The sequence below is a fragment of the Drancourtella massiliensis genome, assembly GCF_016900655.1.
GTDB classification, from domain to species: Bacteria; Bacillota; Clostridia; order Lachnospirales; family Lachnospiraceae; genus Sellimonas; species Sellimonas catena.
This window is the reverse complement of sequence record NZ_JACJKH010000003.1, coordinates 74,575-99,905: the sequence shown is the minus strand read 5'-3', so window position 1 is coordinate 99,905 and position 25,331 is coordinate 74,575. Positions and strand designations below refer to the sequence as shown.

The window sequence follows — 25,331 nt, the reverse complement described above, 5'->3', positions numbered from 1 at the left end:
ATGTTCAAAAAAATATTGTTAGTTTTACTTAACCTGTACACACTCTGCATCATTTTTTCTTACAGAGAGTTCGTATCCCCTCACGGTAATTTCTACCGGGTCTCCAAGAGGCGCTACTTTTCTGATATAAATTTCGCTCCCTTTTGTAATTCCCATATCCATGATCCGGCGCTTATACGCCCCGTCTCCTTCAATTCTGGTTACTACTACTGTTGAACCAACTTCAGCGTCTTTTAATGTCATATTTCTTCTCCTTCCTATAGGTTAAAAACAGCCGGTGTTTTCCGTCAGACTATACCATTATGCGTTTGGCCATATCTTCATTGATCGCGACTCTGGAATCCTTGATATTTACAATCAGGTTCCCGTTCAATTTGGAAATCACACTGACTTCCGCGTTTTCAACAAATCCGAGTCCCGCAAGAAAGCGTTTTGTTTCCTCAGCTCCGCCTACGCGTTTAATCCAGGCCTTATCACCCTGCTGTAAAAAAATCAATGGCTGCATAGAATCCCCTCCGCTTATTAGAATCTTTTTCCTTTCGGAAAACGGTTAGCATCTTCTAACTGTTATCAAGTTTACTACCACTAACTCCCTTTGTCAAGCATGTGTTTATACTTTCTTAATAATTTAAGAATTTTATGCTTCCTGTTCAATCGGTCATGAATCCGATTTCTCTTCGGGGCTGTCAAATACATGGTATTTATCAAAAAGGCGCTGTAATTACAGACTCCCGTCCATGATTACAACGCCTTTTCCACTGTGTCTGTTTTCTTTGCGGTATCTATCCTACCAAAACGCGGATCTCTTTTTCCAGATCATAAAATTCGGACTTTACTTCCAGATTCTCCACAATCTTAACCTATGCTTCCTCTGTCAGTGCCAGCACCTGATGCCAGATCCCTTTCTTCAGGCATACCGGCTTGTCCAGTATAAATGCTTCGTATTCTTCCGGATTTTCATGCGTGGCTGCCACAAGAACTGTCAGCCCATGCAGCGGTTCAAAACTTTCCCGGGATGTCGGGTGACACTCCATCCGTTGGATTTCTTTGTTTGTATACCGGAACACGGCAAGCCTCCATGGTTCCTTCTCTTCTGTAGTAATAATACAGAATGTTTCTTCTATGCCGGCCGGAAATTCCAGGACCTCTCCATATGGTAAAAATGCTTCTCTTTGAACAGACTGTAATTTTTTCATTTTCTTCCTCCTGTTACTTTTGTGTCATTTTCCGGTACATCCGTGCATTTTGATGATTGGCATCGTATGACAGCGCCTTGTCAAAAAACCCTTCTGCCTTTTGAAGCTCGCCCAGTCCCAAAGAAGAAAGCCCCATTAAATACCAGCAGTGAGCTTTGTTTTTCCTGTTCAGGTCATCTTCAAAAATCAGAAAATCCGGAAGGGAAACCGCAAAATACTCAATCCGCATTTCATCATTCAGATGTTGTTCCCCGTAATCAAGCAGCTTAAAGAACCGTGATCTGGCTTCCTTTTCCTTACCCAGCTCCCGTTTTGCCAGTCCTTGATACAAAATCATATCCGCCGGCTGATCATAGTAATACATTACTCCGGCAGGTTCGATGTCTCCCAGAGAAGCCCGTTCAAAGTATCCGTGCGCCTCCTGCTCTTTTCCAAGCGCCTTATTGCAAATTCCCAGATAATAGTAAATATGATTATCTTTCGTTCCCTCCAGACGTCCTTCTCCAAGATTTTCAGGATACCTGAGCGCCTTCTCAAGATAGTCCTTTGCCTGTCCGTATTCTTTTGCATCAATACATTCTTTTGCCATCTCAAGAAGTGCAATCTTATACTGAGTCGTAATTTTTCCTTCTGCTCCTTCCCATGGACGAAATGTGTGGGACATAATTGATTCATATGCTTTCTTGTAGTTTCCGAGCAGATTTTGTAATGTAATATATTCAATCCGTACGTCATCTCTTTCTTCTATGACTTCCGGATGCTTTTCATAATTCTGGATCCGCTGTTCAAACGGGACTTCCAGCTTTTTATATAACTGATCCAGTTCCAGGAACACCCGTGCATCCGTCTCGTCCAGTTCATATGCCCGCTCCAGCTCTTCCTGTGCTCTCGTCGGATCCTTTTTCTTATTATAATAAGCAATCGCCAGATTTCTATGAACCGTCGGGAAACTGTCATCCCGCTTTTCTGATTCCTCCCATAAAGCAACAGCCCGATCAAACTGCAGCTTGTCATAATAAAGATTTCCCAGATAATAGTATGCTTTTGCTCCATCACTGCAGGCTGCGATCGCATCCTTCAATACTGCAATATCTTCCAGCTTGTTCGGGAAACAATAAAGCGGACTGCACATTTCAGCTGTTTCATAAACCGCTTTTGCTTCCGTGGTACTGCCCATGCAGTGCAGATAATACCCTTTGTAATAGTAAAGCATCGGCTTTTCTTCCGTACATTGTGCCAGAATCGCAACCGCTTCCTCATAATTTCCGGATTCTGCATAGTCTCTGGCTGCCTGCAAATAGGATTCCCCAAAGTTTCTCATCCGCTTATTCATCTCAGCGAGTGCATCCGGACTGTCCTTTTCCAATAAAGCATTCTCAAACATAGACACAAAGTCGAACGGATCCACCTTCAGATTTTCTTCGATCTGCCGCTTTGCTTCTTCCTGTTTCCCAAGCTTTCGCAATATCACTGCTTTCAGACCTCTTGCTTTGATATTGTGCACATTTTTCACCAGCCCCTTGTTGACGAACTCCAACGCAGCCTCATAATGCCCTCTTCCCGACTCAATCGCCGCCAGATAATAAAAGGACATTTCCTGCTGTTCATTTGACCAGGTTGCCTTATAAAATGCGTCAAAAGCTTTTTCCATTTTCCCCTGATAAAACGATGCCAGTCCCAGATTATAGTACGGCTCACTGTCATATGGATTTGGATTTTTCCAGGTCAACCTCTGCAACGCTTTCCGGAAACAGGATTCAGCCTCCTCAAAACATCCTCTTCGCATCAGCAGAAGTCCATATGCGTTATTGATTCGTATATCACCCGGATCCCTTTTTAATCCTTCCAGATAGTATGGATCCGGCAGATACGTCGCATGCCGGTACTGCTCAATGTGCTGTCCGGTGAGGAACAGTTCCTCATTTGTCATAATCTCTTCCGGATCTTTTGCCGCCTCCGCCGGCTTTGCAAGCTCCGGAATTCCAGCATCTTCCGGCTGATATTCCACAAGCAGTTCTTCTCCGGAAAACACCTGAACTTTGAGATCCGATTCTTTTTCCACCGTAATGTCCAGCACCTTCTCATAAATATCTACCGGCGAGATCATACAACGTTCCGAATAGATTCTTTCTCCTTGTTTTGTCACCACAACTTCCGCGTCATCATATGGCTGTGTACCATATACGCAGACATACAGGCCCTCTTTTCGTACTTCCATATTTAAAGCTGCGTGAATCGACGCATTTTTTACCGGTCCGACCTTTTTGTACGGCATGAAATACTGGCAGAAGGTCTTCTCTTCAAACGGCTTTAACCATGTAAAATCCGGCTGATTGTCCGTATATACTCCCGTCATCAGTTCAATATACGGTCCATCCTCGTCCGTCAGATTCCGGTCCCATGCTTTTCCGAATTCCCCGCATCCCCAGGTCCACTGCTTCTTGCCCGGTGAAATGTGGTGGTCTGCCACATGCAGAATTCCAGCCTCTTTCTGATAATCATAGCCTCCCACGAAATCATAGTCAGACTTTTCCGCCATATAAGAAGTTGGCACAGGAATATTTTTATATCGTGAAATGTCAACTCCCTCACTGTAATCGTGTTTATAATACACCCCGTTGGCAATCGGGAAACGGGAAACATCTCTTTTTCCATGATCCATTACCGAATGGACATCCGGCGGAAAGATTGACTGCGTGTAGTCGTTAACCGCAACGGCCGGATTTGCCCACCACAGAAAGGTCTGCGGCAGCGCGGTCCGATTGTAAAGCTGTCCTCTGATTTCAATGTACGCCTTATCCGGATACAGCGTAAATCCTGCAATTCCTTTTGTCCCATACATCTGATCCACATCATTGACAAGAAGTGTCTTACTTCCGTCTTCATGTTCCTGAATCAGATAATCTACCGGCATGAATGTCGTCGGCCGGTGATGCTGCGGCCAGTTGAATTCAATTCCCCCGGAAATCCATGGTCCCAGAAGTCCGACCAGCGCCGGCTTAATGACACGGTTATAATATACAAAATCGTATTCGTTCGTCTTATCATAGGCCCTCTGGATCCGTCCGCCAAGTTCCGGAAGAATCATCACTTTAATATACTGATTCTCAAGAAATACTGCCTTGTAAACTTTATCTGTCTTTTCCTGACTGATCTTTTCTATCGTCGGATAAGGATACACCTTTCCACTGCTGCCCTGATAGACTCTCTTTTCCAGAAACATCGGGTTTTTATCCGGTTCCCCAATCTCGTAGGTAGGAATGACTACCTCTTCTTCCCAGATCTTTACTTCCTCCATATTGATACTCCTCGTCTGCATTTATTATTTTAACCATATTGTAATATGCATTTTCCGCGAAATCATTATTGTTTCTTGTTCATCTATTTAAAAAAATTGCTGTTTCTTTTGCGTTTTACAGATAATTGCTTTACAATAGCATTAAAAGAAATGGAGGTATCATATGCGTTCTACCGAATTCAAAGTTTCACCTCAGTCAGACTACTATGTCTACACCCCAAGCGCCCTTGCCCGAAAGCTCTACCTCTATCCGCTCCTGACCGGATATTTTATCTATGAGCCGGGTTATTTCATAGAAAGAAATCATTTTGACAATTTTCTGATCATGTATATTTCAAAAGGAACCTGCACTGTTTCGGCCGGCTCACAATCCTGTACCGCCTCAGCCGGACAGTTTGTTCTGCTGGACTGCTACCACCCTCACAGCTATGGCAGTGAGGATTCCTGGGAGGCTGTCTGGCTGCATTTTGACGGTCCTCTCGCCCGCGCTTACCATGATGAAATTCTGTCTGAATGCGGTCCGGTTATTGCCCCTGCGCATCCGGAAGTTCCAGGCGGACTGCTCTCCCGGATTTATGAAATTTTCCGTACTTCTTCTCCGCTGGAAGAACATGCTCTCTCCGATTATATTACCCGTATTTTAAACATTCTTCTCTTTTCCGGGCAGAGCAAAAAGAGAAGCGCCCTTCGCACTTCCTCTATTACGGATACCATCACCTATATAAATGAACACTTTCATGAATCCCTCACGCTGACTACACTTGCAAAACAGGCGAATGTCAGTCCATATCATTTCACAAGGATCTTCGCAAAAGAAACCGGAATGACACCCCACCATTATCTAATCGCCACCCGAATTTCCGCAGCAAAATTTCTTTTAAAATCTTCCGGCACTTCCATAAAAGAAATTGCGTTTCGTACAGGATTTCAGAGCGAAACCAGTTTTTGTAATACTTTCAAAAAATGGGAAGGATGCACTCCAGGCCAGTATCGCACAAGCGGCACCCTCTCCTCTTCGCCTTCTGCTCATAAAAATCGGGAATGATTCCAATGAACCATTCCCGATTTAATAAAGTTTCTTTATTTTATTCTGCCTGAGGCACCTTTTGTTCCCCTTCCTTCTTTTTCCACAGGTTCACGACAATAATTCCCGTACATACCAGCAACAGTGCCAGCAGATTTTTTGCGGAAAATGCCTGGCCACCTTCTCCAAGAAGCAGCGCTGATAAGAGTACCCCGATTACCGGATTGGTGAAGCCGTAAATCGCTACGCGGGACACCGGATTGTATTTCAGAAGAATACCCCAGAGTGCGTAAGCCATGGCGGATAAAAATCCGAGATACAAAAGCAGAAGGGATGACTGCAAGGTAAATCCTGACAGACGTCCGCCTGTTGCAAATCCAAGCACGGAAAGGATCAGTCCTCCCACAAGGAACTGATAGCCGCTTAACATGACCGGATCATCCTGCTGCGAATATTTCTTCAGATAGATAGATGAGATCGCATAAAATAATGCCGCAATAAAGACAAATCCCTCTCCATTAAGGTGCATCTGTGTTCCGATGGAACCCCCTCCAAGATTTGCTACAACGACACCGGCAAGACCGATCACACACCCGATCATGGTCGGAAGCGTCATTTTTTCCTGGCGGAAGATGAAGCAGGCAATCAGAATCGTAAGAAGACTGTTTGTTCCCGTGATGATCGATCCGGTCACCCCGCTTGAGTGTGCCAGTCCGACATAGAAGAAGAGGTACTGGATGACCGTCTGCATCATACACAGCTTCAGAATATTTCCAATGGAACTTTTTTTCGGAAGCAGTACTCTTCTTTCTATGATGCTTTCAAATACAATGCTCAGCACGCCGGCAAGTGTAAATCTCACCCCCGCAAATAAAATCTGTGTGCTGACATCATCCGCGGCGATATTCAACAGCTTATATCCGATTTTAATGCACGGAAAAGCACTTCCCCACAACGCACAGCTGATGATGGCCCCGATGGCCACCACCCATCCGTTGGTCAAAAGCTTTTCTTTTTTCATGTTGTTTTTTCCTCATTCCTATTTCTTTTTCTTCAGCATTTCCTGTACCTGCTTTAACGCTTCGGCATATCTCTTCGATACCGTATTCGGATTTCGGTGCAGCAGTCTTGCGGAACGTCTTGCCGCCCGGTTCGTCAAAGAGCCGATGTTCTTAAATTCCTGCTCGATCTGTGTTTTAATTTTCTGAAGCTCTTCCCGCTTCTCCAGACCGGCATCTATGGACTCGTTGACTCTGTCAATAAGCTCCACAAGCATCATACGACGGTTTTCTCTCTGCCGTTCGATCATTCCTTCCAGGAATTCTTTCCGGGACATCTTTCGTTCTTCCCGTTTCATCTGATACTGCATCAGTCCATCCTCCGCAAATGCGGAAACAACTTCGAGACGCTTCTGCAGTCTTTGGATTTTTTCATTGCTGTCACTTAACCGGATCAGCATATCCCTCAGATCCATTGCCTCGCCGAATGACAGGGTAAAGTCTGCAGCAAACGCAGAGGAGCAAAGGACAGTTACCGCTTCTGCAATCCGTTCCGGAATCTGAAGGACAGCATTTTCGATCGGTACATGGATCACCCGCACAAGAAGCACAGAAAACACACCCCAGCCAAGCGAAACCGGGAGACAGATATAGCCCTTCAGATTCAGCGGCATATGGCTGTAGTCCCAGTACCGTACCCGGAAAAGCCGCTCCATGCAGGCCCCTGTCACGTATTCCAGAATGGTTGCCCCTGTCATTCCGAAAATAAATATCAGAATCACCTGATCTCTTACTCCAATTGTACATAAAAGCACGATAATCGCACCGCTTCCATAAATGGGCAGCATCGGTCCGTGCAGGAATCCTCTGTTAATCCATTCCCTCTTCTTTATGGAAACATAGCAGCTCTCCCATACCCATCCGAGAAAACAGTAAATGAAGAAAAACAGCAGCCACTGAATAAAGGTATATTGATAGGTCAATCGCATTTTCCTCCTTATTAATTGTCAACCCCGTTTTTTCCGCACAGATCACTTAAACAGCATTTGTCACAGTACGGCTTTGTTCTTGCTGTACAGACATCCCGCCCATGGTAAACAAGACGGTGGCAGAAACTGCTCCCCTCTTCCGGCGGCACCAGTTTCCAGAGCTCCATCTCTACTTTTTTCGGCTCCTTGATGCCATCCACAATACCGATTCTGTTTACCAGACGAATACAATGCGTGTCGGTCACAATGGCAGGTTTTCCGAAGACGTCTCCCATAATCAGGTTTGCACTTTTTCTGCCGACACCCGGGAGTTTCAACAGGGCGTCAAAATCGTCCGGAACCTGTCCGCCGTACTCGTCTCTCAGGATCTTCATACAGGCGCTGATATCTCTTGCCTTACTCTTTCCTAATCCACACGGACGCACAATTTCTTCAATCTTTTCCACAGGTGCATCCGCCACTGCGTTGATATCCGGATATTGGGCATACAGATCCTGCACCACCACATTGACTCTCGCATCGGTGCACTGTGCCGCCAGCCGGACACTGATCAGAAGCTTCCACGCCTCATTGTAATCCAGCGTGCAGTCCGCGTCCGGATATTCTTTTCTCAATCTTTCAATTACTTCTAATGTCAGCTCTTTTTTGGTCATTTTTTCACTCCATTTTATTCTTCTGTCGTTGAAAAAAGAAGAGAGAGATGTTCCGGATTTTCATAATCCTTGCTGTATCCGTCATCATGATAATATTCATAAGATGCCATCTCATTTTGCACAAATTTCAAAAGCTCCAGATGCTCAAAATCAATGTCCTGCGTACACTGTGCCGGTTTTGCCAGCGGAATCAGCGTATCCGGACGCATGAAAAATACAACATCTGTCAGTTCCACATCGATGTACTGATGTCCTGCCGGACGGATCTCTGTCTCCATCGTTCCGTCCTCCTTAAAGCGTACCATCTTCATCGTCTCAGGCAGGTAAACATAACGCCCTCTCGCGTTCTGCTCATAGACCGGGGCAAGCATCAGCTCATTGCCAAGAAGCAGCTGATCCTCCACCTGAGCGGCATACTTATCGTCCGGATAATCAAAGGCCAGCGGGCGGAACATCATTTCGCCGCGGAGCGCCGCTTTCATATATTCACTGTAAAGATACGGGATAAGCCGGTATCTCAGTCCGATCACATGCCGGAATCCTGCTGTATTTCCAAACCGGTAGACTTCCTGCTCCCTTGTTCCCGCGGCGGAATGGTTCCGCATGAGCGGCGTGAAAATGCCGAACTCCAGCCAGCGCATCAGAAGTTCCTCTGTCGTATCTGCGCCGAATCCGCCCAGATCCGCTCCTGTATAGAGGAAACCGCACATATTCAAAGACGGCATCATCTTGATATTTAAAAGCAGGTGGAACCACCAGGACTTGTTGTCACCCTGCCAGATTCCGCCATACCGGTGCATACCGATATAGGAAGAACGAGAAAACATGAGAATTCTCTTGTCCGGTTCCAGACGTTCAAACGCTTCTCCTGCCGCCTTTGTCATATTGTATCCAAACAGGTTGTGCACCCGGTCATGGCGCACCCGGACACCGTCCATATCATGGTAAAATGCTTTATAGTCTTCCGGATTGTTGGAAAGGCCTCCCACAAGCCCCTGGAATTCAGAGAAACTGTCCAGATCCAGATTTTTTCCTTTATAGGTATCGATTTTTTCCATGACCGCCTTCAGGCTGTCCTCCGTATAAAAGATGGACGGCTCATTCATGTCGTTCCAGAAGCCCTCGATCCCCTGATCCAGAAGAAAACGGTACTGATCTCCAAACCAGTTACGCGCCTCGGTATTGAGCATATCCGGGAATAAGGCTCTGCCCGGCCAGACTGCTGCCACAAACGGAGTCCCGTCTTCTTTTTTGCAGAAGTATCCCTTCTCGATTCCCTCTTCATATACCGGATATCCCTTTTCTTCCTTCACGCCGGCATCGATAATCGGTACCAGGTGAATGTTTTCCTTCTTCATTTCTTCTACAAAGTCCGGAAAATCCGGAAATGTTTCCTGATTGAGGGTAAAATCCTTATACCGCTCCATATAATCGATATCCAGATATACGCTGTCCAACGGAATCTGAAGATCCCGGTACGCTTTCACCACTTCCCGGACATCATCCTCACTCCGGTATCCCCAGCGGCTCTGTCCATATCCAAATGCCCACAGCGGCGGAATGTAACTGCGTCCGATCATTTTCCGGAACTGCTTTACAATATCTTTCACATCCATGCCTGTAATCACGTAAACATCCAGATTCCAGTCCGATGCCTGAATTTTCAGTTCCTCCATCTTCGTATATCCAATATCAAAACTTACAATTCCCGGATAGTCCACGAAAACGCCAAACGTCTCCGAACCGTCCACTACAAAAAAGTTATGGGCAGCATAAAGAGAACGCTTTTCTTCCATATGATTCGGGTCATCCGTACATTTGCTTTCATAGATCCATCCACGCTTGTTGATTCCGCGCAGATTTTCCCCCAGTCCGTATACCCGGTCGTGTTCCGCCATCCGGTATGTCAAAGTCATCTGTTCTTCATCTACCACAAAAAAAGGAAGCGCTCCCGCCTCGATCTCTGGCTTTTCCGGCACCGCACCGGTTTCAATGCAACTTCCATATGTATATCTGCTGATCATACTCTTTCTTCCTTTCTTCTCATAATTGCATACTCCTATCTAATCACTGTTTTTTCCTGTTGTCAAACGAAACCTGCAATTTTAGAATAAAAATCCCCCGGACTTTCATCCGAGGGATTTCATTTGCTTTTCTTATTCTTCCGGAACTACGATCAGATCTTTTGTGAAGTGGTTCAGTACTTCGCATCCGTCCTCTGTTACGATAACAAGGTCTTCGATACGAACACCGATTCCTTCGTCCATCAGGTAGATACCCGGTTCGATGGAGAATACCTGTCCAACCTGGATGATGTCTTCGTTTACAGAAGAAACATCGCCGTATTCATGGTCTTCCATACCGATGGAATGTCCTGTTCTGTGTGTGAAGTATTCGCCATATCCTTTTTCTGTGATGTAGTTACGGCAGGCAAGGTCAACGTCACACATTCTTGCGCCCGGTTTTACAGCATCGATACCTCTCTGCTGAGCTTCTTTTACGATCTCGTATACTTCTCTTGCTTTGTCAGATACTTCTCCGATGAAAACTGTTCTTGTCATATCTGAGCAGTAGTCATTTAAGATACCGCCGATATCAAGTACAACGCTGTCTCCACGTTTTCCTTTTGTATCATCTGTTACATGATGCGGATCTGCACCGGATTTTCCGTATGCTGTGATCGGGTCAAAGGAAACTCCTGAATGACCTGTAGCCGCATACATTTCGCGAACTTTTGCGTTCAGTTCGTTTTCTGTGTATCCTTTTACTACAAGCGGAATCAGCTCTTCCATAATCTTGTCGTTTGCAAGGGAAGCTTCTCTCATCAACTGCTGCTCATGCTCGTCTTTTACCATTCTCACATAGTCAACGATCATAGAACCGTTAAGGAATTTGCTTCCTGCGCCTAATTCCTGAAGTCTGAGAAGGAATCTTGCCGGCCATACTTTATCAATTCCGATCGGTTTGTCTTTTTCAACAAACTGGCTTAAGATTTCAACTGCATCCTCTACATCATCATACCAAACAAGCTCAACACCAAGATCTTTTTCCTGTGGGAATAACTTATTAATTACAAGTTTGTGGTTTCCGTTTACATTCAGGTAAAGAGCTAACATTCTTTCGCCCGGATGAATCCACTTACCTGTTAAGTAATAAATTGTCGGAGGATCGGAAATGATCATCTGCGGCATTCCCTGCTCTTCCATCTTTGTTAAGATTCTTCCTAATTTTGCTTGATCCATTGCTAATACCCCACTTTCAATATGTTTTTATCTAGCTGATATTATTATAATCTTGTCATATATAAAAGTCAATCATGGGGATGTCCTGAAAGCACTTTCAGAACACCAAAAGCGTTACTCTTTAAAGAGCTCCACTCCGTTCGTCCGGATCACATTCTGGTACCAGTAAAAGCTGTCTTTTTTATAGCGGTTTAAGGTACCGCCTTCCTCTTCTTCCCGGTCCACATAGACGAATCCGTATCGCTTCTGGTAGCCGTTCAGCCAGCTTAAGAGGTCGGTGAAGGACCAGGTGCAGTATGCAAGAACCTGACATCCCTCTTCAATCGCTTCTCCCAGTGCCTTGATATGTTCTTTCAGATAGCAGATCCGGTACTCATCATGAATCTCATTTTTTTCCGTTTTCTTGTCAAATGCGCCAAGTCCGTTTTCGGAAATGATAATCGGAAGTCCATAACGGCTTGTAATCTCACGGCAGCAGAACCACAGTCCGGACGGATCAATGCTCCAGTCCCAGTCGGTTGTCAGAAGATATGGATTTGCAGGATTCTTATAGATTCCCTGAATTCCCACTTCCTGAGCAGATCCTTTGACACCGCTTGTATTCATCGTTCCGTACGGTGTAACACCATCTATCGGATTGTATTCACAGACACAGCTCTGATAATAATTTACGCCCATGAAGGTGATCTCTTTAGCCGCCTTTCTTAAGATCTCCTCATCGCCTTCAGCCATGTCCGGTGCGAATCCTTTCTTTTTTAAATAAGTAAGAGCAGCAATCGGATAACGTCCATATGCATAAACATCCATCCACCAGTAATTTTTCAGATCATCGTAATTTGCTTTTGCCATGGCATTGATGGGTTTACAGTCCAGCGCATAGGACGGGGTATATGCAAAACTTGCACCGATCTCGCCTTTTCCGCCCATCTCCCGGTAGGCAAGCACAGTTTTTGCATGAGCCATAAAAGCATGGTGATTCACCTGATAAAACATTTTCTGGTCATCAAATTTTCCAGGCGGATGCTGTGCAGTGAGCCATCCAAGGGAAGTGAAAATATTCTGCTCATTCAGTGTAATCCAGTATTTCACTTTATCTCCAAATCGTGTGAACAGTGTCTTTGCATAATTGACAAAGTCATCGATAATCTGTGGGCTTTCCCATCCCTGATAAGCGTCCACAAGTGCCTGAGGAAGATCCCAGTGGTAGATCGTCACCATTGGTTCGATCCGGTATTTCAGACATTCATCAATGATATTCTGATAAAAGGCAACGCCTTCCTCATTAACTTCCCCTTTTCCTTCCGGGTAGATTCTTGCCCAGGAGATGGAAAAGCGGTAGGTCTTCAGTCCCATTTCTGCCATCAATGCAATATCCTCTTTGTATCTGTGATAATGATCAACCGCCACATCGCCTGTTGTCGCTTTAAATGTCTTTCCAGGAATACGTACGAATGTATCCCAGTTTGTTACGCCTTTGCCGCCTTCCTGCCAGCCGCCTTCAATCTGGTATGCGGCAGATGCGCTGCCCCATAAAAATCCTTCCGGAAATCCGGCTGCTTTCATCTGTTCCATTGCCTTTCCTCCTGCTTTCTTTTCTTATTTAATTACTAAAATCTCATCCAGTTCTTTCACCGGCCCGGTCACGTCAGCCTCCACGTCTTTGAATTTATCTGTGTTGGAGACGATAATCGGAGTCGTAATGTCATATCCCGCCTTGACAATTTCATCTTTGTCAAATTCCAGAATCACTTCTCCTTTTTTCACCTTGTCTCCGGATGACTTTTTCGGGTAGAAATATTTTCCTTCCAGATTTACAGTATCCATTCCAACGTGAATCAGAAGTTCTACCCCGTCTTCACTTGTCATTCCAACTGCATGTCCAGTCTCAAACATCACGTCAATCCGACCGTCGAACGGCGCTCTCACTTCCCCTTTTTCCGGGATCACCGCTGTTCCTTTTCCGAGGATTCCCTGTGAAAATGTCGCATCTTTTACCTCTTCCAGCGGAATACATTCTCCCTGCATCGGGCTGGATACGTGAATTTCTTCTCCTTCTTTAAGGAGTTTCTCTTCCAGTGCTTCCTCTTTTACATCCGCTTCCATTGTCACTTCATCCAGATCATCGTCCTCATCCACAATATCCTCAAATCCGATAATCATTGTTGCAATAAATGTCACTACAACTGTCAGAAGAATCGTAAGTGCTGCGATCAGAAGGCTGGATGCCCGGTCTTCCTCTACATACTGTACAATCGTTACAATCGCCGGTGTTGCAATACCAAAGCATTTCATCTGGAAGAATCCGCCGAACAGTCCTCCTACAGCCGCTCCAATACATGCGCCAAGCATCGGCCGTTTCAGACGAAGTGTTACACCGTAAAGAGCAGGCTCCGTAATTCCGGCAAACAGTGCGGAAAATGCGGAAGAACCGGCAATCTGTTTGAAATCTTTGTTTTTACTTTTGATGGATACTGCAAGCGCCGCCGCACCCTGTGCCATGTTGGAGCAGAGTTCTCCGATACAGATAAAGTTTTCATATCCTGTTGTCGCGATCATTCCAAGCTTGATCGGTGTAAATGCATGGTGCATTCCTGCCATCACGACAAACGGATAGATTCCGGCTACAATACCGATTGCGATAAATCCAAGCTTGTCGTGAACAAAGTATACCGCGTCAGACAATACATTTCCGAAAATAGCCCCAAGAGGTCCTAACACGATCAGTGCAATCGGTGCTTCAATCAGTACGACCAGCATCGGTTTTAAGAAGTTCTTTGTCACCACAGGAGTAATCTTGTCTACCAGTTTTTCCACATATTTCAGCGACCACACCGCAAGGATAATCGGAATAACCGAGTAGGAATAAGATGCATACGTTACCGGGATGAATCCCAGAAATTTTACTATTTCGCCTGCTTCATTTGCCTCGCTCATCAGAGAAATAAAATTCGGATGCAGCATAATCAGTGCGATACTTGCCGCATAATACATATTGGTGCCGAATTTCTTGGATGCGGAAATCGCAATCAGCACCGGCATAAAGAAGAATGCACCGTCACCCATTACACTTAACAGATTGTAGGTATCTCCTTCAGTACTCAGCACTCCAATCATCGGAAGGAGCGTTAAAAGTACCTTGATCATTGCCGCACCGATGATGGCCGGAATAACCGGAGCCATAATGCCGGAAATCGTATCCATCAGCATGGAAACCACATTCTTTTTCTCTTTCTTCTCCGGCGCCTTTTTCGGAGCCTCACTTGAGAAATTGCCAAGCTTATTGAGCTCTGCATATACATTGGCTACATCATTTCCAATAATGATCTGATACTGGCCCGCCTTCTTCATGACGCCCATAACGCCTTTTGTCTTTTTTACCGCCTCATCATCTACGATGGACTCATCTTTCAGTGTGAATCGAAGTCTTGTCATACAATGTACAAGACTGATTACATTTTCTTTTCCCCCTACACGCTGCAGGATTTTTTTGGCTACACTTGCGTAATCCATGTCTTCACCTCTTCATAAAATATTTATTTCTCCGGCATTTCCCGGAAAACACAAAGACCTGACCGCAAAAAGCACGTACATTCCCGGGATGTACGTTCTTTTTGCGGTCAGGTCTTGCTTAACTGAATAATAACAAACCTGTGAACTACTCTTGTTGTTCATCCAATATTCTTTTTATATGAATCAGCAGATACAGCTCTTCATCAATACTAAGCCTGTACCCGTACTGCTTTTCGATAAACTGTGCCACTTTTTCCACGCCGGTATATGCCCGGCTGTTCTGCACTACCATGGCACGGTAGATTTCCTCCATGCTGTCCTGATACACTTCGCCGTCCATAACCCGGGCGGAAAAGAACTTCAAATGTGTCAGAAATCTCTGATAGGATACGGAATCCTCATCGAAATCAATCTTAAAATGCATTTTTACAATCTTGATAATTGCATTGATCAGTTCTGTAATCTTCTGCACATCTGAAACTTCACTTGTCTCGAACTCGGAAGATACGATATGCATGGCAATAAATGCCGCCTCATCTTCTCCAAGATCAATCCCTGTCTTTTTCTCAATCCATTCGATTGCCTGACAGCCGATCCGGTACTCCTGAGGGTAAAACTTCCTGATCTCATGACGCATCATGTTTTTCAGGCTGATCCCGTTCTGATAACGCTCGACTGCGGAATTGATATGATCAGTCAGCGTTACATACAAAGTATCCCGGACTTTCAATCCCGCATTTCTCGCCGAAACCACGACTTTCCCGGCCGTCTCCAGATACTTCTCTGAAATCTCCCGAACCACCTGCTGAAGCCGGTGATTATCTTCTTCACTTTGCAGGCAGTAAATCTTCTCTACAAGAGATTTATCCAGTTCCTCGCCTTTTTTCTTTTTAAATCCAATACCGGCACCGGTGATGATGATTTCTTTTCCCTGCCGGTCTGTCGATACGACCGCGTTCGTGTTTAGAACTCTGACAATTTTCACTTGCTCTCATCCCTTCCGGTAAGCGGCGAAACAGCGAAGTACTTTGATGCAAAATAAAAAACTGCCTACAATACCAGTCCATCAGTATTATAAACAGTCTTGCTTACCATTACGTAATAACAAACTTCATTTACGCATCTATATTATCAGCTTCAGCTTCATTTGTCCACTATAAATTTTCTTTTCATCATTTATCATAATTTTATTTCTTTATTTTTAGGCAAAACATCCAAAATTGTCCCCCTACTTCTATTATCGATTTTCTCTATCCTTCTTATAGTCTGTTTCTATTTTCAATCTTTTTGGATTTTTCCTATAATATCTAGTATAATTATAATTGACAACCAAGGAGGAACCAAAATGCCAGAATTTTCTTTACCGGAAAACTTTGAAACTTACCCGGAAGCCCGCAAGAAGGCATTTATCACCATGAAAGAACTAAAAGAGCAGGGCCGCCGGATCGTCGGGGTCTTCTGTACCTATACCCCGTGGGAACTGATCCTTGCCGCGGATGCCGTTGCCGTTGTTCTGTGCGGAATCGGAGACGACAACATCCCTGCTGCCGAGCTCCGGCTTCCGAAAAACCTCTGTCCGCTCATCAAGGCCAGCTATGGTGCCGCTGTGACCGACCGGTGCCCGTTCTTTTATTTTTCGGATATGGTTCTGGCCGAAACAACCTGTGACGGGAAGAAAAAGATGTACGAGCTGATGGGCGAGCTGAAACACTGCCACATCATGCAGCTTCCGCCCGGAAAGACCGGACGGGGTGCGCTGGAATTCTGGAAACAGGAAGTCATCAGCGTAAAGGAAGATCTGGAACAGTTTTACGGCATTACCATTACAGAAGATAAAATCCGGGATGCCATCAAGCTCCGGAACCGGGAACGCAAAGCTGTCCTTGACTTCTTCGAGGTGGCACGGCTGAAACCATCCCCGATCAGCGGCTATGAAATCAATACCGTGATTTCTTCCAACGAATTTTCACCGGATCTGGAAGAAAAAATCGCATTTCTCAACCAACGTACCACCGAATTAAAAGATCTTTATGAACGTGAATATAAAGGAAAGCCGTCCCGGCCGCGTGTCCTCATTACCGGATGTCCGACAAACGGCGTCATGGACAAGATCGTGAAACGGATTGAGGAGCTTGGAGCCGACGTTGTCGGATTTGAAAACTGCTGCGGCCCTCGTGAAAAGAAAGATCCGATTGATGAAGAAAAGGATCCGATCACTGCGATTGCAGAGAAATATCTCCGCGTCAACTGCTCCGTCATGAGTCCGAACCCTGGCCGTCTCGAAGCTCTGGATGTGCAGATCGATGAATACCAGGTGGACGGTGTCGTGGAAGTGCTGCTTCAGGCATGCCACACCTTTGCTATCGAATCCGACGCGGTCAAGAAATTTGTCACACAGAAGAAGCATATTCCATATATTGCCATTAACACCGACTATTCCCCGTCGGATCAGGCACAGATCGATACAAGACTCGGCGCTTTTGTCGAACTGTTACAGTAACGATTGACACCATTTGCTTTAACAAGAAAAGAGGAAAAACATTATGAAACTGCTTGCACTTGACATGGACGGAACCTGTCTGAATTCCTACAGTAAAATCAGCAAAAAGACAATGGATGCGTTATACCTTGCCCGGACATCGGGGATTGAGATTGTCCCTACTACCGGACGCGCGCTCTCCTGTATTCCGCATCAGCTCAGGAAAACGGGCCTGTTCCGCTATGTCATCTCCTCCAACGGCGCTGTTGCCGTAGATCTGAAAGAACGAAAGACTCTCTTCCGTGCTCTCATGCCTTACGAAGCAGCGGCGACAATTATTGAATCCTGCCAGGGGCCGGATCTGAAAATGGCGGCACATATCCGCCATGATTATCTGTTGCAGGGTCAGCTTCTGCCTTTCTTCGGACATCTGATCTATGGCCGTGACGCCTCCCAGGCAAAGGCGGTGCCGGATCTTGCAGAATTTATCCGAAGCCGGCACGCGGACGTGGAGGAGCTGCAGTTTTTCCTTCTCACAAAAAAAGCCAGGGAACGTACCAGACGCATCGTGTCTGAGTTCCCTGAGCTTTCTTCTGCCCGCACATCGTATTATGCGGAAATTTATTCCTCCAATGCCACCAAGGGCACTGCCCTTTCAGCTGTGGCAGACTATCTTTCTGTCTCAAAGGACGAGATTGCCTGCATCGGTGACGGTGAAAATGATATTACCATGTTTCAGGCATCCGGACTGCGCTTTGCGATGGGGAATGCCGTACCGGCCTTAAGATCCATGGCCGATGTTGTTGTTTCCTCCAACAACCACGACGGTGTTGCCGAGGCTGTGCGTTCCCTGCTTACAGCTTTTTTATGAACAGTGCCCGGATCGCATTCAGCACTGCCAGAATCATAACCCCGACATCCGCAAAAATAGCCAGCCACATATTTGCGATTCCTACCGCTCCCAGAAGCAGGCAGATCAGCTTAATACCGATGGCAAATACAATATTCTGGTAAACAATCCGCAGGCATTTCCGGGATATCCGGATCGCCTTTGCAATCTTCATCGGATCATCATCCATCAGCACTACATCCGCCGCCTCGATCGCTGCATCCGATCCCATGGCTCCCATGGCGATTCCGATATCTGCACGTCCCAGAACCGGGGCGTCATTGATTCCGTCGCCCACAAATGCCAGTGCCGATTTTTCCGGTTTTTCCTTTAAAAGCTCTTCCACTTTTTTTACCTTATCCGCAGGAAGCAGTTCACTGTAAACCATATCGATTCCAAGCTCTGCAGCTACTTTATCCGCCACTTTTGCAGCATCTCCGGTCAGCATCACTGTTTTTGTGACCCCTGCTTTTTTCAATGTCTGTACAGCCTCTCTGGCATGCGGCTTCACAATATCCGAAATCACGATATGACCTGCATACGCGCCGTCTATCGCCATATGGATAATCGTTCCGGCCAGATGGCAGTTCTGATAAGGAATTCCCAGACGCTCCATGAGCTTGTCATTTCCCGCCGCCACTTCCACACCGTCCACGCGGGCCGTCACACCGTTTCCACTGATCTCCTGAATGTTCTCCACACGGGAACGGTCTATCGCTTTCCCGTAGGCATTCTGCAGACTCCTGCTGATCGGGTGGGAAGACGCACTCTCCGCAAGAGCCGCATATTCGAGCAGTTTTTCCTCCTCCATGGAATTGTGATGAATGGCATTGACTTCAAAGACACCTTTCGTCAGTGTCCCGGTCTTGTCAAAGACCACGGTCTTTGTCCGGGAAAGTGTTTCCAGATAATTGGAACCCTTTACGAGAACCCCTGCATTACCTGCCCCTCCGATTCCTGCGAAGAAGCTAAGTGGAATACTGATCACAAGGGCACACGGACAGCTGATGACGAGGAAGGTAAGCGCCCGGTAGATCCAGGTTCCCCAGTCCGCCGGAAGGCCCATAAAAAGCATCCGGACAAGCGGCGGCAGGAAGGCAAGCGCCAGTGCCGCATAGCAGACCCCAGGCGTATATACCCGGGCAAATCTGGAGATAAAATCTTCTGAACGGGATTTTCTGGAGCTTGCATTCTCCACCAGATCCAGAATCTTCGATACTGTAGATTCGCCAAATTCTTTTGTGGTACGTACCTTCAGAACACCTGTCATGTTAATACATCCGCTGATAATTTCATCTCCGGCTTCCGCATCTTTTGGAAGACTTTCTCCTGTCAGCGCACTGGTATTTAAAGTGGAGGTTCCTTCCACAATGATACCATCGAGAGGTACCTTTTCCCCCGGCTGAACTACAATCGTACTTCCGATTTCCACATCATACGGATCTACTTTTTCGAGTTTTCCATCTTTTTCGATATTGGCATAATCCGGCCGGATATCCATCAATTCACTGATATTGCGGCGGCTTTTTCCGACCGCATAACTCTGGAACCATTCTCCAATCTGGTAGAAGAGCATGACGGCGATGGCCTCCGTATAATCTCCGCTCCTTTCATAAAGTGCCAGAGCAATGGCTCCGATCGTTGCCACTGCCATCAGGAAACACTCGTCAAACACCTGGCCGTTCCGGATCCCTTTGAATGCCTTCAGTAAAATATCATAACCGATCACGAGATACGGGATCAGGTACAGTACAAACCGGAGCCAGCCTTCTGCCGGGACAAAATTCAGTCCGACAAGAAGCAGGGCCGCAATCAAAATCCGCACCAGCATGATTTTCTGTTTTTTTGTCATAGTAATTCCCTTCTTTCATTTTTATATATGCTCATACGCTCATGTATTCATATATTATTCTTAAGAAATGCACCGCAGAATTTTTCTTGTAAATCTACGGTGCACTTATTCAAAAACGAACATTTTAAAGAAAGATCTCACAGTCAGCCTCTACCTTTTTGCAGTTTTTGAGGACTTCCTGCATCACTTCCTTCGGATTCTGTCCATCTTCAAACTCAACATTCATCTTCAGCAGCATAAAATTAACAACAGCATCTTTTACACCTGGAGTCTTCTTTGCCGCAGCTTCCATTTTATTTGCGCAGTTCGCACAGTCTACTTCGATCTTATAACTTCTTTTCATGATTCTACATCCTTTCTGTTACTCTTGCTTAATTAAACAACTGTTTAATCGTTTGTCTTTATGATAGCATATCTTCCTTTCAGGTCAATAATCATATCAAATTCCCTTCCAAACCGGCTAAATCTATTTCCTTTTGGGCAAATTCCTTCTTCTTCACGGAAATTTCTTCTGCCTTGTTTTCTTTCGTTCATGCTGTTATAGTAAAAATAGCATCAAAGGAGGAATCGCTTATGAAAACTTTACCACATGATCACGGCCAGACATTTGAACACATGCCGGATCAGATTCCAAATCCGGAAGACTTTCAGATTGTCGCGGATCTGTTCAAACAGATGAGCGATCAGAGCCGGATCCGGATTTTCTGGCTTTTATGCCACTGCGAGGAATGTGTCATCAATATCTCCTCGCTTGTAGAAATGAGCAGCCCGGCAGTCTCCCACCATCTGAAACAGTTAAAAATCACCGGACTGATTGTCAGCCGGCGTGAAGGAAAAGAAGTCTATTATAAAGCGGCCGACACGGTACAGGCTCAACTGCTTCATCACATGATCGAGCAGGTGATCCAGATTTCCTGTCCTTCTTCCTCACCCAGTCATAAAGAGGGGAAATAGAATATGAAACATGAACCATTCATTCAGATCGAATCTATTTTATGCGATATTCCAAACGGTTCCCTTGTTCTTGAACAGCACACGGACGACCATCAGGGAAGCAGCCTGTTTACAGAGCAGTTCGAATCACAGACGTCCGGAAAAGGGAAACTGGAGATTTATCCTGTATTTCCCGGCATCCTGCTTTCTCTCGACTGGTTTCTGGCAGATCAGGTCTCTTTCCGGCACGGTGCCAACCGTCATATTCTTGAGATTACCCACTGCCGCTTCGGCCGAATCGGCTGGAATTTCAAAAGCGGAACCTCCGTCTACCTCGGAAGTGGGGATCTGTCCCTGCACAGTACAGACTGCTGCGCAGATTCTGTTATGACATTTCCGCTTGGTTACTGCGAAGGGATCAGTATTTTTATCAATCTGAAAGAACTTTCTTTGCACATGCCTCCGATTCTACGGGACATAATGCTGGATCCGGACCTTCTATATCGATGGTTCTGTCTGCCGGAGACCCCGGCCGTTCTTCCGTCCGGGCCGGATATTGACGTCATTTTCCGCCCATTATACGGACTTCCGGAACAGCTCCGCATGCCATATTTTAAATTGAAAGTTCAGGAACTGCTTCTCTATTTATACCGCCTGTCCCCGGAGATCTCGGCCCCTGCCCAGGTCCAGTCCCGGCAGGCCGCACTGATGCAGGAGATCCATCATCAGCTTACGGAACACCTGGACCGCCGGTATACGATTGAAGAGCTGTCCCGCCAGTATCTAATCAACACTTCCTCGCTCAAAGAAATTTTTAAAGGCGTTTACGGAATGCCCATTGCAACTTATATGAAAGAATTCCGGATCCGTAAGGCGATGGAACTTCTGCAGCAGACAGACGATAGCATTGCCGAGATTGCCGCAAAAGTAGGATACGAAACACAGGGGAAATTCGCCAAGGCATTTAAAGAATTCACCAATCTGACACCGAGCAGTTATCGAAAAAAATACAGAGAAGGAAATTTTATCCAGCAGAAGCGGACAGACATATGAAAACGTCTGTCCATTTTTCTACTTCTTCCATTTGGACTAATTTTATTTCTGATTGGGCAAGTCAAACTTTTTGTTTTGGATTATACTAAAGCCACACAGATACTCATACCCCGTATATGTGTATCTGTTTCCTCATAAAATATACATGGTCATGATACGCCGGTTTTCTTCCGGCCGTACAGCCAGAAAGGAGAATAGATATGCAGGAAAAATATAATGTAACCGGCATGAGCTGTGCTGCCTGCTCTTCCCGTGTGGAAAAAGCAGTCTCGGCTCTTCCCGGTATGAAAGAGTGTTCGGTCAACCTCTTAAAAAACAGCATGGTCGTCAACTACGATGATCAGACTTTATCCGAAGCCGATATCGTTCATGCAGTCGAGAAGGCCGGATACGGTGCTTTCTTGCAGGCGGACGGTCAGAAGAAAACTTCTGCCGCCACGGTGCAGTCCTCATCTGCCATTGCCGCGAAAAACGAATATGAGAGCATGAAACGAAGAGTGATCTGGTCCTTTATCTTCACGGTTCCACTGTTTTATCTTTCCATGGGACATATGATGGGCTGGCCGCTGCCGGGCATCTTCCTTGGCACGGAAAATTCCATGATCTTCGCCTTTACCCAGTTTCTGCTCCTGATTCCGGTCGTATTTATCAACTTCAAATACTATCGTGTCGGGTTTAAGACACTGATTCACAAATCCCCGAATATGGATTCCCTGATCGCTCTCGGATCCGGTGCCTCTCTCGTATACGGCATCTATGCACTGTACAAGATCGCATTCGGTCTCGGACACGGGGATATTGCAATGGTGCATCAGTTTTCCCACGACCTGTACTTTGAGGGTGCAGGCACGATCCTGACGCTGATCACCCTCGGCAAGTTTTTCGAGGCACGTGCAAAAGGCAGGACTTCCGATGCCATCAACAAGCTTCTGAACCTTGCCCCGAAGACCGCAACCGTCATCCGTGACGGTGTGGAATCCACAATTCCGGTGGAAGAACTGGAAAAAGGTGATATACTGATTGTAAAGGCCGGCGAATCCATCCCGGTAGACGGAATCCTGATGGAAGGCTCTGCCTCCATTGATGAATCTGCGATAACAGGCGAAAGTATTCCTGTTGACAAGCAGGCCGGAGATAAAGTTATCGGCGCAACTGTCAATAAGAGTGGATATTTCAAAATGCAGGCAACCAAAGTCGGGGACGAAACCGCTCTTGCACAGATTATCCGTCTCGTGGATGAAGCGACCAGTTCCAAGGCTCCGATCGCAAAGCTTGCAGATAAGGTAGCCGGCGTTTTCGTCCCGATTGTCATTACCATTGCCATTGTTTCCGCTGTTGTCTGGATGATCCTGGGAGCATCCTTTGAATTTGCGCTGACCATCGCCGTTTCCGTTCTGGTTGTCTCCTGTCCATGTGCGCTTGGACTTGCGACTCCGACCGCAATCATGGTCGGCACCGGTCGCGGCGCCACAAACGGAATTCTGATCAAGTCCGCAGAGGCGCTGGAAACCGCCCACTCGATCCAGACGGTTGTCATGGATAAGACGGGTACAATCACCCAGGGAAAACCGATGGTGACCGATATTGTCTGCGAGCCGAAAGTGTCGGAAGCCCGACTTCTTCAGGTGGCTGCCTCCCTGGAAAAGCTCTCTGAACATCCACTTGGACATGCGATTGTCGAGGAAGCAGAAAACCACCAGATCGCGTATCTTGCAGTACAGAACTTTCAGCAGATACCGGGGCAGGGCATCAAGGGAACAATCGACGGCGTAGAATATCTGGCCGGAAACCAGAAAATGATGGACGCCTTTTCCATCCATGATCCGGCACTGGAGCAGTTACAGGATAAAATGGCATCCGACGGTAAGACCCCACTATACTTTGCCGAAGGCGGACGGCTTCTTGGCATGATCGCAGTAGCCGATGTCGTAAAACCGACAAGCCGTCAGGCCGTCAAAGAGCTTCAGGCCATGGGAATTGAAGTCGTCATGCTGACCGGAGACCACAAAAAGACTGCCGAAGCAATCCGCCGGCAGGTCGGTGTGGATCGGGTCATTGCCGAAGTGCTTCCTCAGGATAAGGAAGAAGAAATCCGCCGGATTCAGGAGAGCGGCAAAAAGACCGCCATGGTGGGTGATGGTATCAATGATGCTCCGGCTCTTGCCAGAGCGGATGTCGGAATCGCCATCGGTGCAGGCACTGACATTGCCATGGAATCTGCCGACATTGTCCTGATGAAAAATGACCTGCTGGATGTAGCAGGCGCCATCGAACTGAGCAAAGCGACCATCCGCAACATCAAGGAAAACCTGTTCTGGGCTTTTTTCTACAATGCAATCTGTATTCCGGTTGCAGCCGGATGCTTCTACACCGCCTTTGGGCTGAAGATGAATCCGATGGTTGCGGCTCTCGCCATGAGCTTCAGTTCCGTCTTTGTCGTAAGTAATGCGCTCCGTCTGCGCTTCTTCAAGCCGAAACACGGATCCGCTGCCGCTTCCGACAATACGGCGACAGATACTAAGCCATTTACTGTTACACACACGACGATAGCAGAACACGTCTCTTCCGAAGAGCCTTCCGCAAGGGAAGCCCTCCCGCAAGAAGACTGCTGTCAAAATAAAACGAAACAAAATACAGGAGGTATCACAATGAAAAAACAACTCTCAGTAGAAGGAATGATGTGCCAGAACTGCGTAAAGCACGTAAAGAAAGCTCTTGAAGCAATTGAGGGTGCAACGGATGTTGTTGTCAGCCTGGAAGACAAGACAGCAACTGTCTGTGTACCGGAATCCGTTACTGATGAAATGCTCACTGCCGCTGTGACAGAAGAAGGATATGAAGTAACAGGAGTTCAGACCATTGCTTAAGTAACTTCATTACTCTCTATTTGCACAAAAGCTGGAAGAAACCGTGCCTTTCAAAAGGACTGGTTTCTTCCAGCTTTATTTCTATTCGAATTATTCTTTTCTGTCCGGGACCGCTTCCTGGATCGTAACAAGCACGGTATCTCCCGGTTCTTTTCCTATCGCCTTTCGGATATCTTTGCGGATTCCGATAATATAGCAGACAGAGCCATCATCATTTTTGACACCCATATTTACAATACTTCCACTGTACGGAACTCCGTCAAATGTTGCTTCCACCTTGACCCGGCCCTTTCCAAATTCCTGCCTGATATCCATCTTTCATCCTTTTCTTTTTTTCTTATGGCTGCT

The 25,331-nt window shown here is 46.3% G+C and carries 21 protein-coding genes and 1 pseudogene; 6 read left to right on the top strand and 16 right to left on the bottom strand.

Annotation, left to right across the window (positions count from 1 at the left end; translation table 11 throughout):
- Positions 1 to 24 precede the first annotated feature (24 nt).
- From H6A32_RS02470 to H6A32_RS02455, 4 genes are all read right to left on the bottom strand, one after another.
- Complete coding sequence (locus tag H6A32_RS02470) at positions 25 to 243, bottom strand: FeoA family protein (RefSeq protein WP_087252235.1); 219 nt, start codon at positions 241 to 243, stop codon at positions 25 to 27.
- 49 nt (positions 244 to 292) lie between these two features.
- Positions 293 to 505, bottom strand: a complete 213-nt coding sequence (locus H6A32_RS02465; protein ID WP_087166801.1) for a FeoA family protein — start codon at positions 503 to 505, stop codon at positions 293 to 295.
- Positions 506 to 860: 355 nt separating this feature from the next.
- Entirely contained in the window at positions 861 to 1,196 is a 336-nt protein-coding gene (locus H6A32_RS02460; RefSeq protein ID WP_204863669.1) for an ureidoglycolate lyase, read from the bottom strand.
- Positions 1,197 to 1,209: 13 nt separating this feature from the next.
- A complete protein-coding gene (locus tag H6A32_RS02455) occupies positions 1,210 to 4,515 on the bottom strand; it encodes a DUF5107 domain-containing protein (RefSeq protein ID WP_346342226.1) in 3,306 nt (1,101 codons plus the stop codon).
- Between the two features lie 142 nt (positions 4,516 to 4,657).
- Here H6A32_RS02455 and H6A32_RS02450 point away from each other — a divergent pair, with 142 nt between their 5' ends.
- Positions 4,658 to 5,539, top strand: a complete 882-nt coding sequence (locus H6A32_RS02450; RefSeq protein ID WP_204863668.1) for an AraC family transcriptional regulator — start codon at positions 4,658 to 4,660, stop codon at positions 5,537 to 5,539.
- A gap of 40 nt (positions 5,540 to 5,579) precedes the next feature.
- Here H6A32_RS02450 and H6A32_RS02445 read toward each other — a convergent pair whose 3' ends face one another.
- The 8 genes from H6A32_RS02445 to licT all read right to left on the bottom strand — a co-directional run bounded on the left by H6A32_RS02445 (position 5,580) and on the right by licT (position 15,895).
- Complete coding sequence (locus H6A32_RS02445; protein WP_204863667.1) at positions 5,580 to 6,539, bottom strand: DMT family transporter; 960 nt, start codon at positions 6,537 to 6,539, stop codon at positions 5,580 to 5,582.
- An 18-nt stretch (positions 6,540 to 6,557) separates the two neighbouring features.
- Positions 6,558 to 7,499 carry a putative ABC transporter permease gene (locus tag H6A32_RS02440; RefSeq protein WP_243128497.1) on the bottom strand — a complete coding sequence of 314 codons (942 nt, stop codon included), beginning with the start codon at positions 7,497 to 7,499 and terminating at the stop codon, positions 6,558 to 6,560.
- 17 nt (positions 7,500 to 7,516) lie between these two features.
- On the bottom strand, positions 7,517 to 8,158 hold the full coding sequence (locus H6A32_RS02435; RefSeq protein WP_087166795.1) for an endonuclease III domain-containing protein: 642 nt from the start codon (positions 8,156 to 8,158) through the stop codon (positions 7,517 to 7,519).
- 14 nt (positions 8,159 to 8,172) lie between these two features.
- The gene (locus H6A32_RS02430; protein WP_138373008.1) at positions 8,173 to 10,182 is read right to left on the bottom strand and encodes a glycoside hydrolase family 31 protein; all 2,010 of its coding nucleotides are present in this window, start codon (positions 10,180 to 10,182) and stop codon (positions 8,173 to 8,175) included.
- Positions 10,183 to 10,314: 132 nt separating this feature from the next.
- Positions 10,315 to 11,400 (bottom strand): M24 family metallopeptidase, encoded by a 1,086-nt coding sequence (locus H6A32_RS02425; protein ID WP_087166789.1) that lies wholly within the window; start codon positions 11,398 to 11,400, stop codon positions 10,315 to 10,317.
- A gap of 114 nt (positions 11,401 to 11,514) precedes the next feature.
- On the bottom strand, positions 11,515 to 12,972 hold the full coding sequence (locus tag H6A32_RS02420; protein ID WP_191435359.1) for a glycoside hydrolase family 1 protein: 1,458 nt from the start codon (positions 12,970 to 12,972) through the stop codon (positions 11,515 to 11,517).
- Positions 12,973 to 12,996: 24 nt separating this feature from the next.
- Positions 12,997 to 14,910, bottom strand: coding sequence for a beta-glucoside-specific PTS transporter subunit IIABC (locus tag H6A32_RS02415; RefSeq protein ID WP_204863666.1), 1,914 nt, complete (start codon positions 14,908 to 14,910; stop codon positions 12,997 to 12,999).
- 145 nt (positions 14,911 to 15,055) lie between these two features.
- Positions 15,056 to 15,895 carry a BglG family transcription antiterminator LicT gene (licT, locus tag H6A32_RS16800; protein WP_087252247.1) on the bottom strand — a complete coding sequence of 280 codons (840 nt, stop codon included), beginning with the start codon at positions 15,893 to 15,895 and terminating at the stop codon, positions 15,056 to 15,058.
- A gap of 360 nt (positions 15,896 to 16,255) precedes the next feature.
- Here licT and H6A32_RS02405 point away from each other — a divergent pair, with 360 nt between their 5' ends.
- The gene (locus tag H6A32_RS02405) at positions 16,256 to 17,410 is read left to right on the top strand and encodes a double-cubane-cluster-containing anaerobic reductase (RefSeq protein WP_204863665.1); all 1,155 of its coding nucleotides are present in this window, start codon (positions 16,256 to 16,258) and stop codon (positions 17,408 to 17,410) included.
- A gap of 43 nt (positions 17,411 to 17,453) precedes the next feature.
- Entirely contained in the window at positions 17,454 to 18,260 is an 807-nt protein-coding gene (locus H6A32_RS02400; protein ID WP_207753120.1) for a Cof-type HAD-IIB family hydrolase, read from the top strand.
- Here the strand turns inward: H6A32_RS02400 and H6A32_RS02395 are convergent.
- From H6A32_RS02395 to H6A32_RS02385, 3 genes are all read right to left on the bottom strand, one after another.
- Positions 18,244 to 20,130, bottom strand: a complete 1,887-nt coding sequence (locus H6A32_RS02395) for a heavy metal translocating P-type ATPase (RefSeq protein WP_204863664.1) — start codon at positions 20,128 to 20,130, stop codon at positions 18,244 to 18,246. The genes H6A32_RS02400 and H6A32_RS02395 overlap by 17 nt on opposite strands.
- A gap of 124 nt (positions 20,131 to 20,254) precedes the next feature.
- On the bottom strand, positions 20,255 to 20,473 hold the full coding sequence (locus tag H6A32_RS02390; RefSeq protein WP_087166782.1) for a cation transporter: 219 nt from the start codon (positions 20,471 to 20,473) through the stop codon (positions 20,255 to 20,257).
- A gap of 44 nt (positions 20,474 to 20,517) precedes the next feature.
- The gene (locus H6A32_RS02385; protein WP_204863663.1) at positions 20,518 to 20,664 is read right to left on the bottom strand and encodes a hypothetical protein; all 147 of its coding nucleotides are present in this window, start codon (positions 20,662 to 20,664) and stop codon (positions 20,518 to 20,520) included.
- A 39-nt stretch (positions 20,665 to 20,703) separates the two neighbouring features.
- Between H6A32_RS02385 and H6A32_RS02380 the strand changes: the two genes are divergently transcribed.
- The 3 genes from H6A32_RS02380 (at position 20,704) to H6A32_RS02370 (ending at position 24,983) form a co-directional block, all read left to right on the top strand.
- Positions 20,704 to 21,084 (top strand): ArsR/SmtB family transcription factor, encoded by a 381-nt coding sequence (locus tag H6A32_RS02380; RefSeq protein ID WP_087166781.1) that lies wholly within the window; start codon positions 20,704 to 20,706, stop codon positions 21,082 to 21,084.
- Between the two features lie 3 nt (positions 21,085 to 21,087).
- The gene (locus H6A32_RS02375) at positions 21,088 to 22,116 is read left to right on the top strand and encodes a helix-turn-helix domain-containing protein (protein ID WP_204863662.1); all 1,029 of its coding nucleotides are present in this window, start codon (positions 21,088 to 21,090) and stop codon (positions 22,114 to 22,116) included.
- Positions 22,117 to 22,316: 200 nt separating this feature from the next.
- Complete coding sequence (locus H6A32_RS02370) at positions 22,317 to 24,983, top strand: heavy metal translocating P-type ATPase (protein WP_204863661.1); 2,667 nt, start codon at positions 22,317 to 22,319, stop codon at positions 24,981 to 24,983.
- 90 nt (positions 24,984 to 25,073) lie between these two features.
- On the opposite strand, the pseudogene H6A32_RS02365 reads toward H6A32_RS02370, so the two are convergent.
- Positions 25,074 to 25,295 (bottom strand): annotated as a pseudogene (locus tag H6A32_RS02365) (DUF1905 domain-containing protein); the annotation flags it as partial.
- Positions 25,296 to 25,331 lie beyond the last annotated feature (36 nt).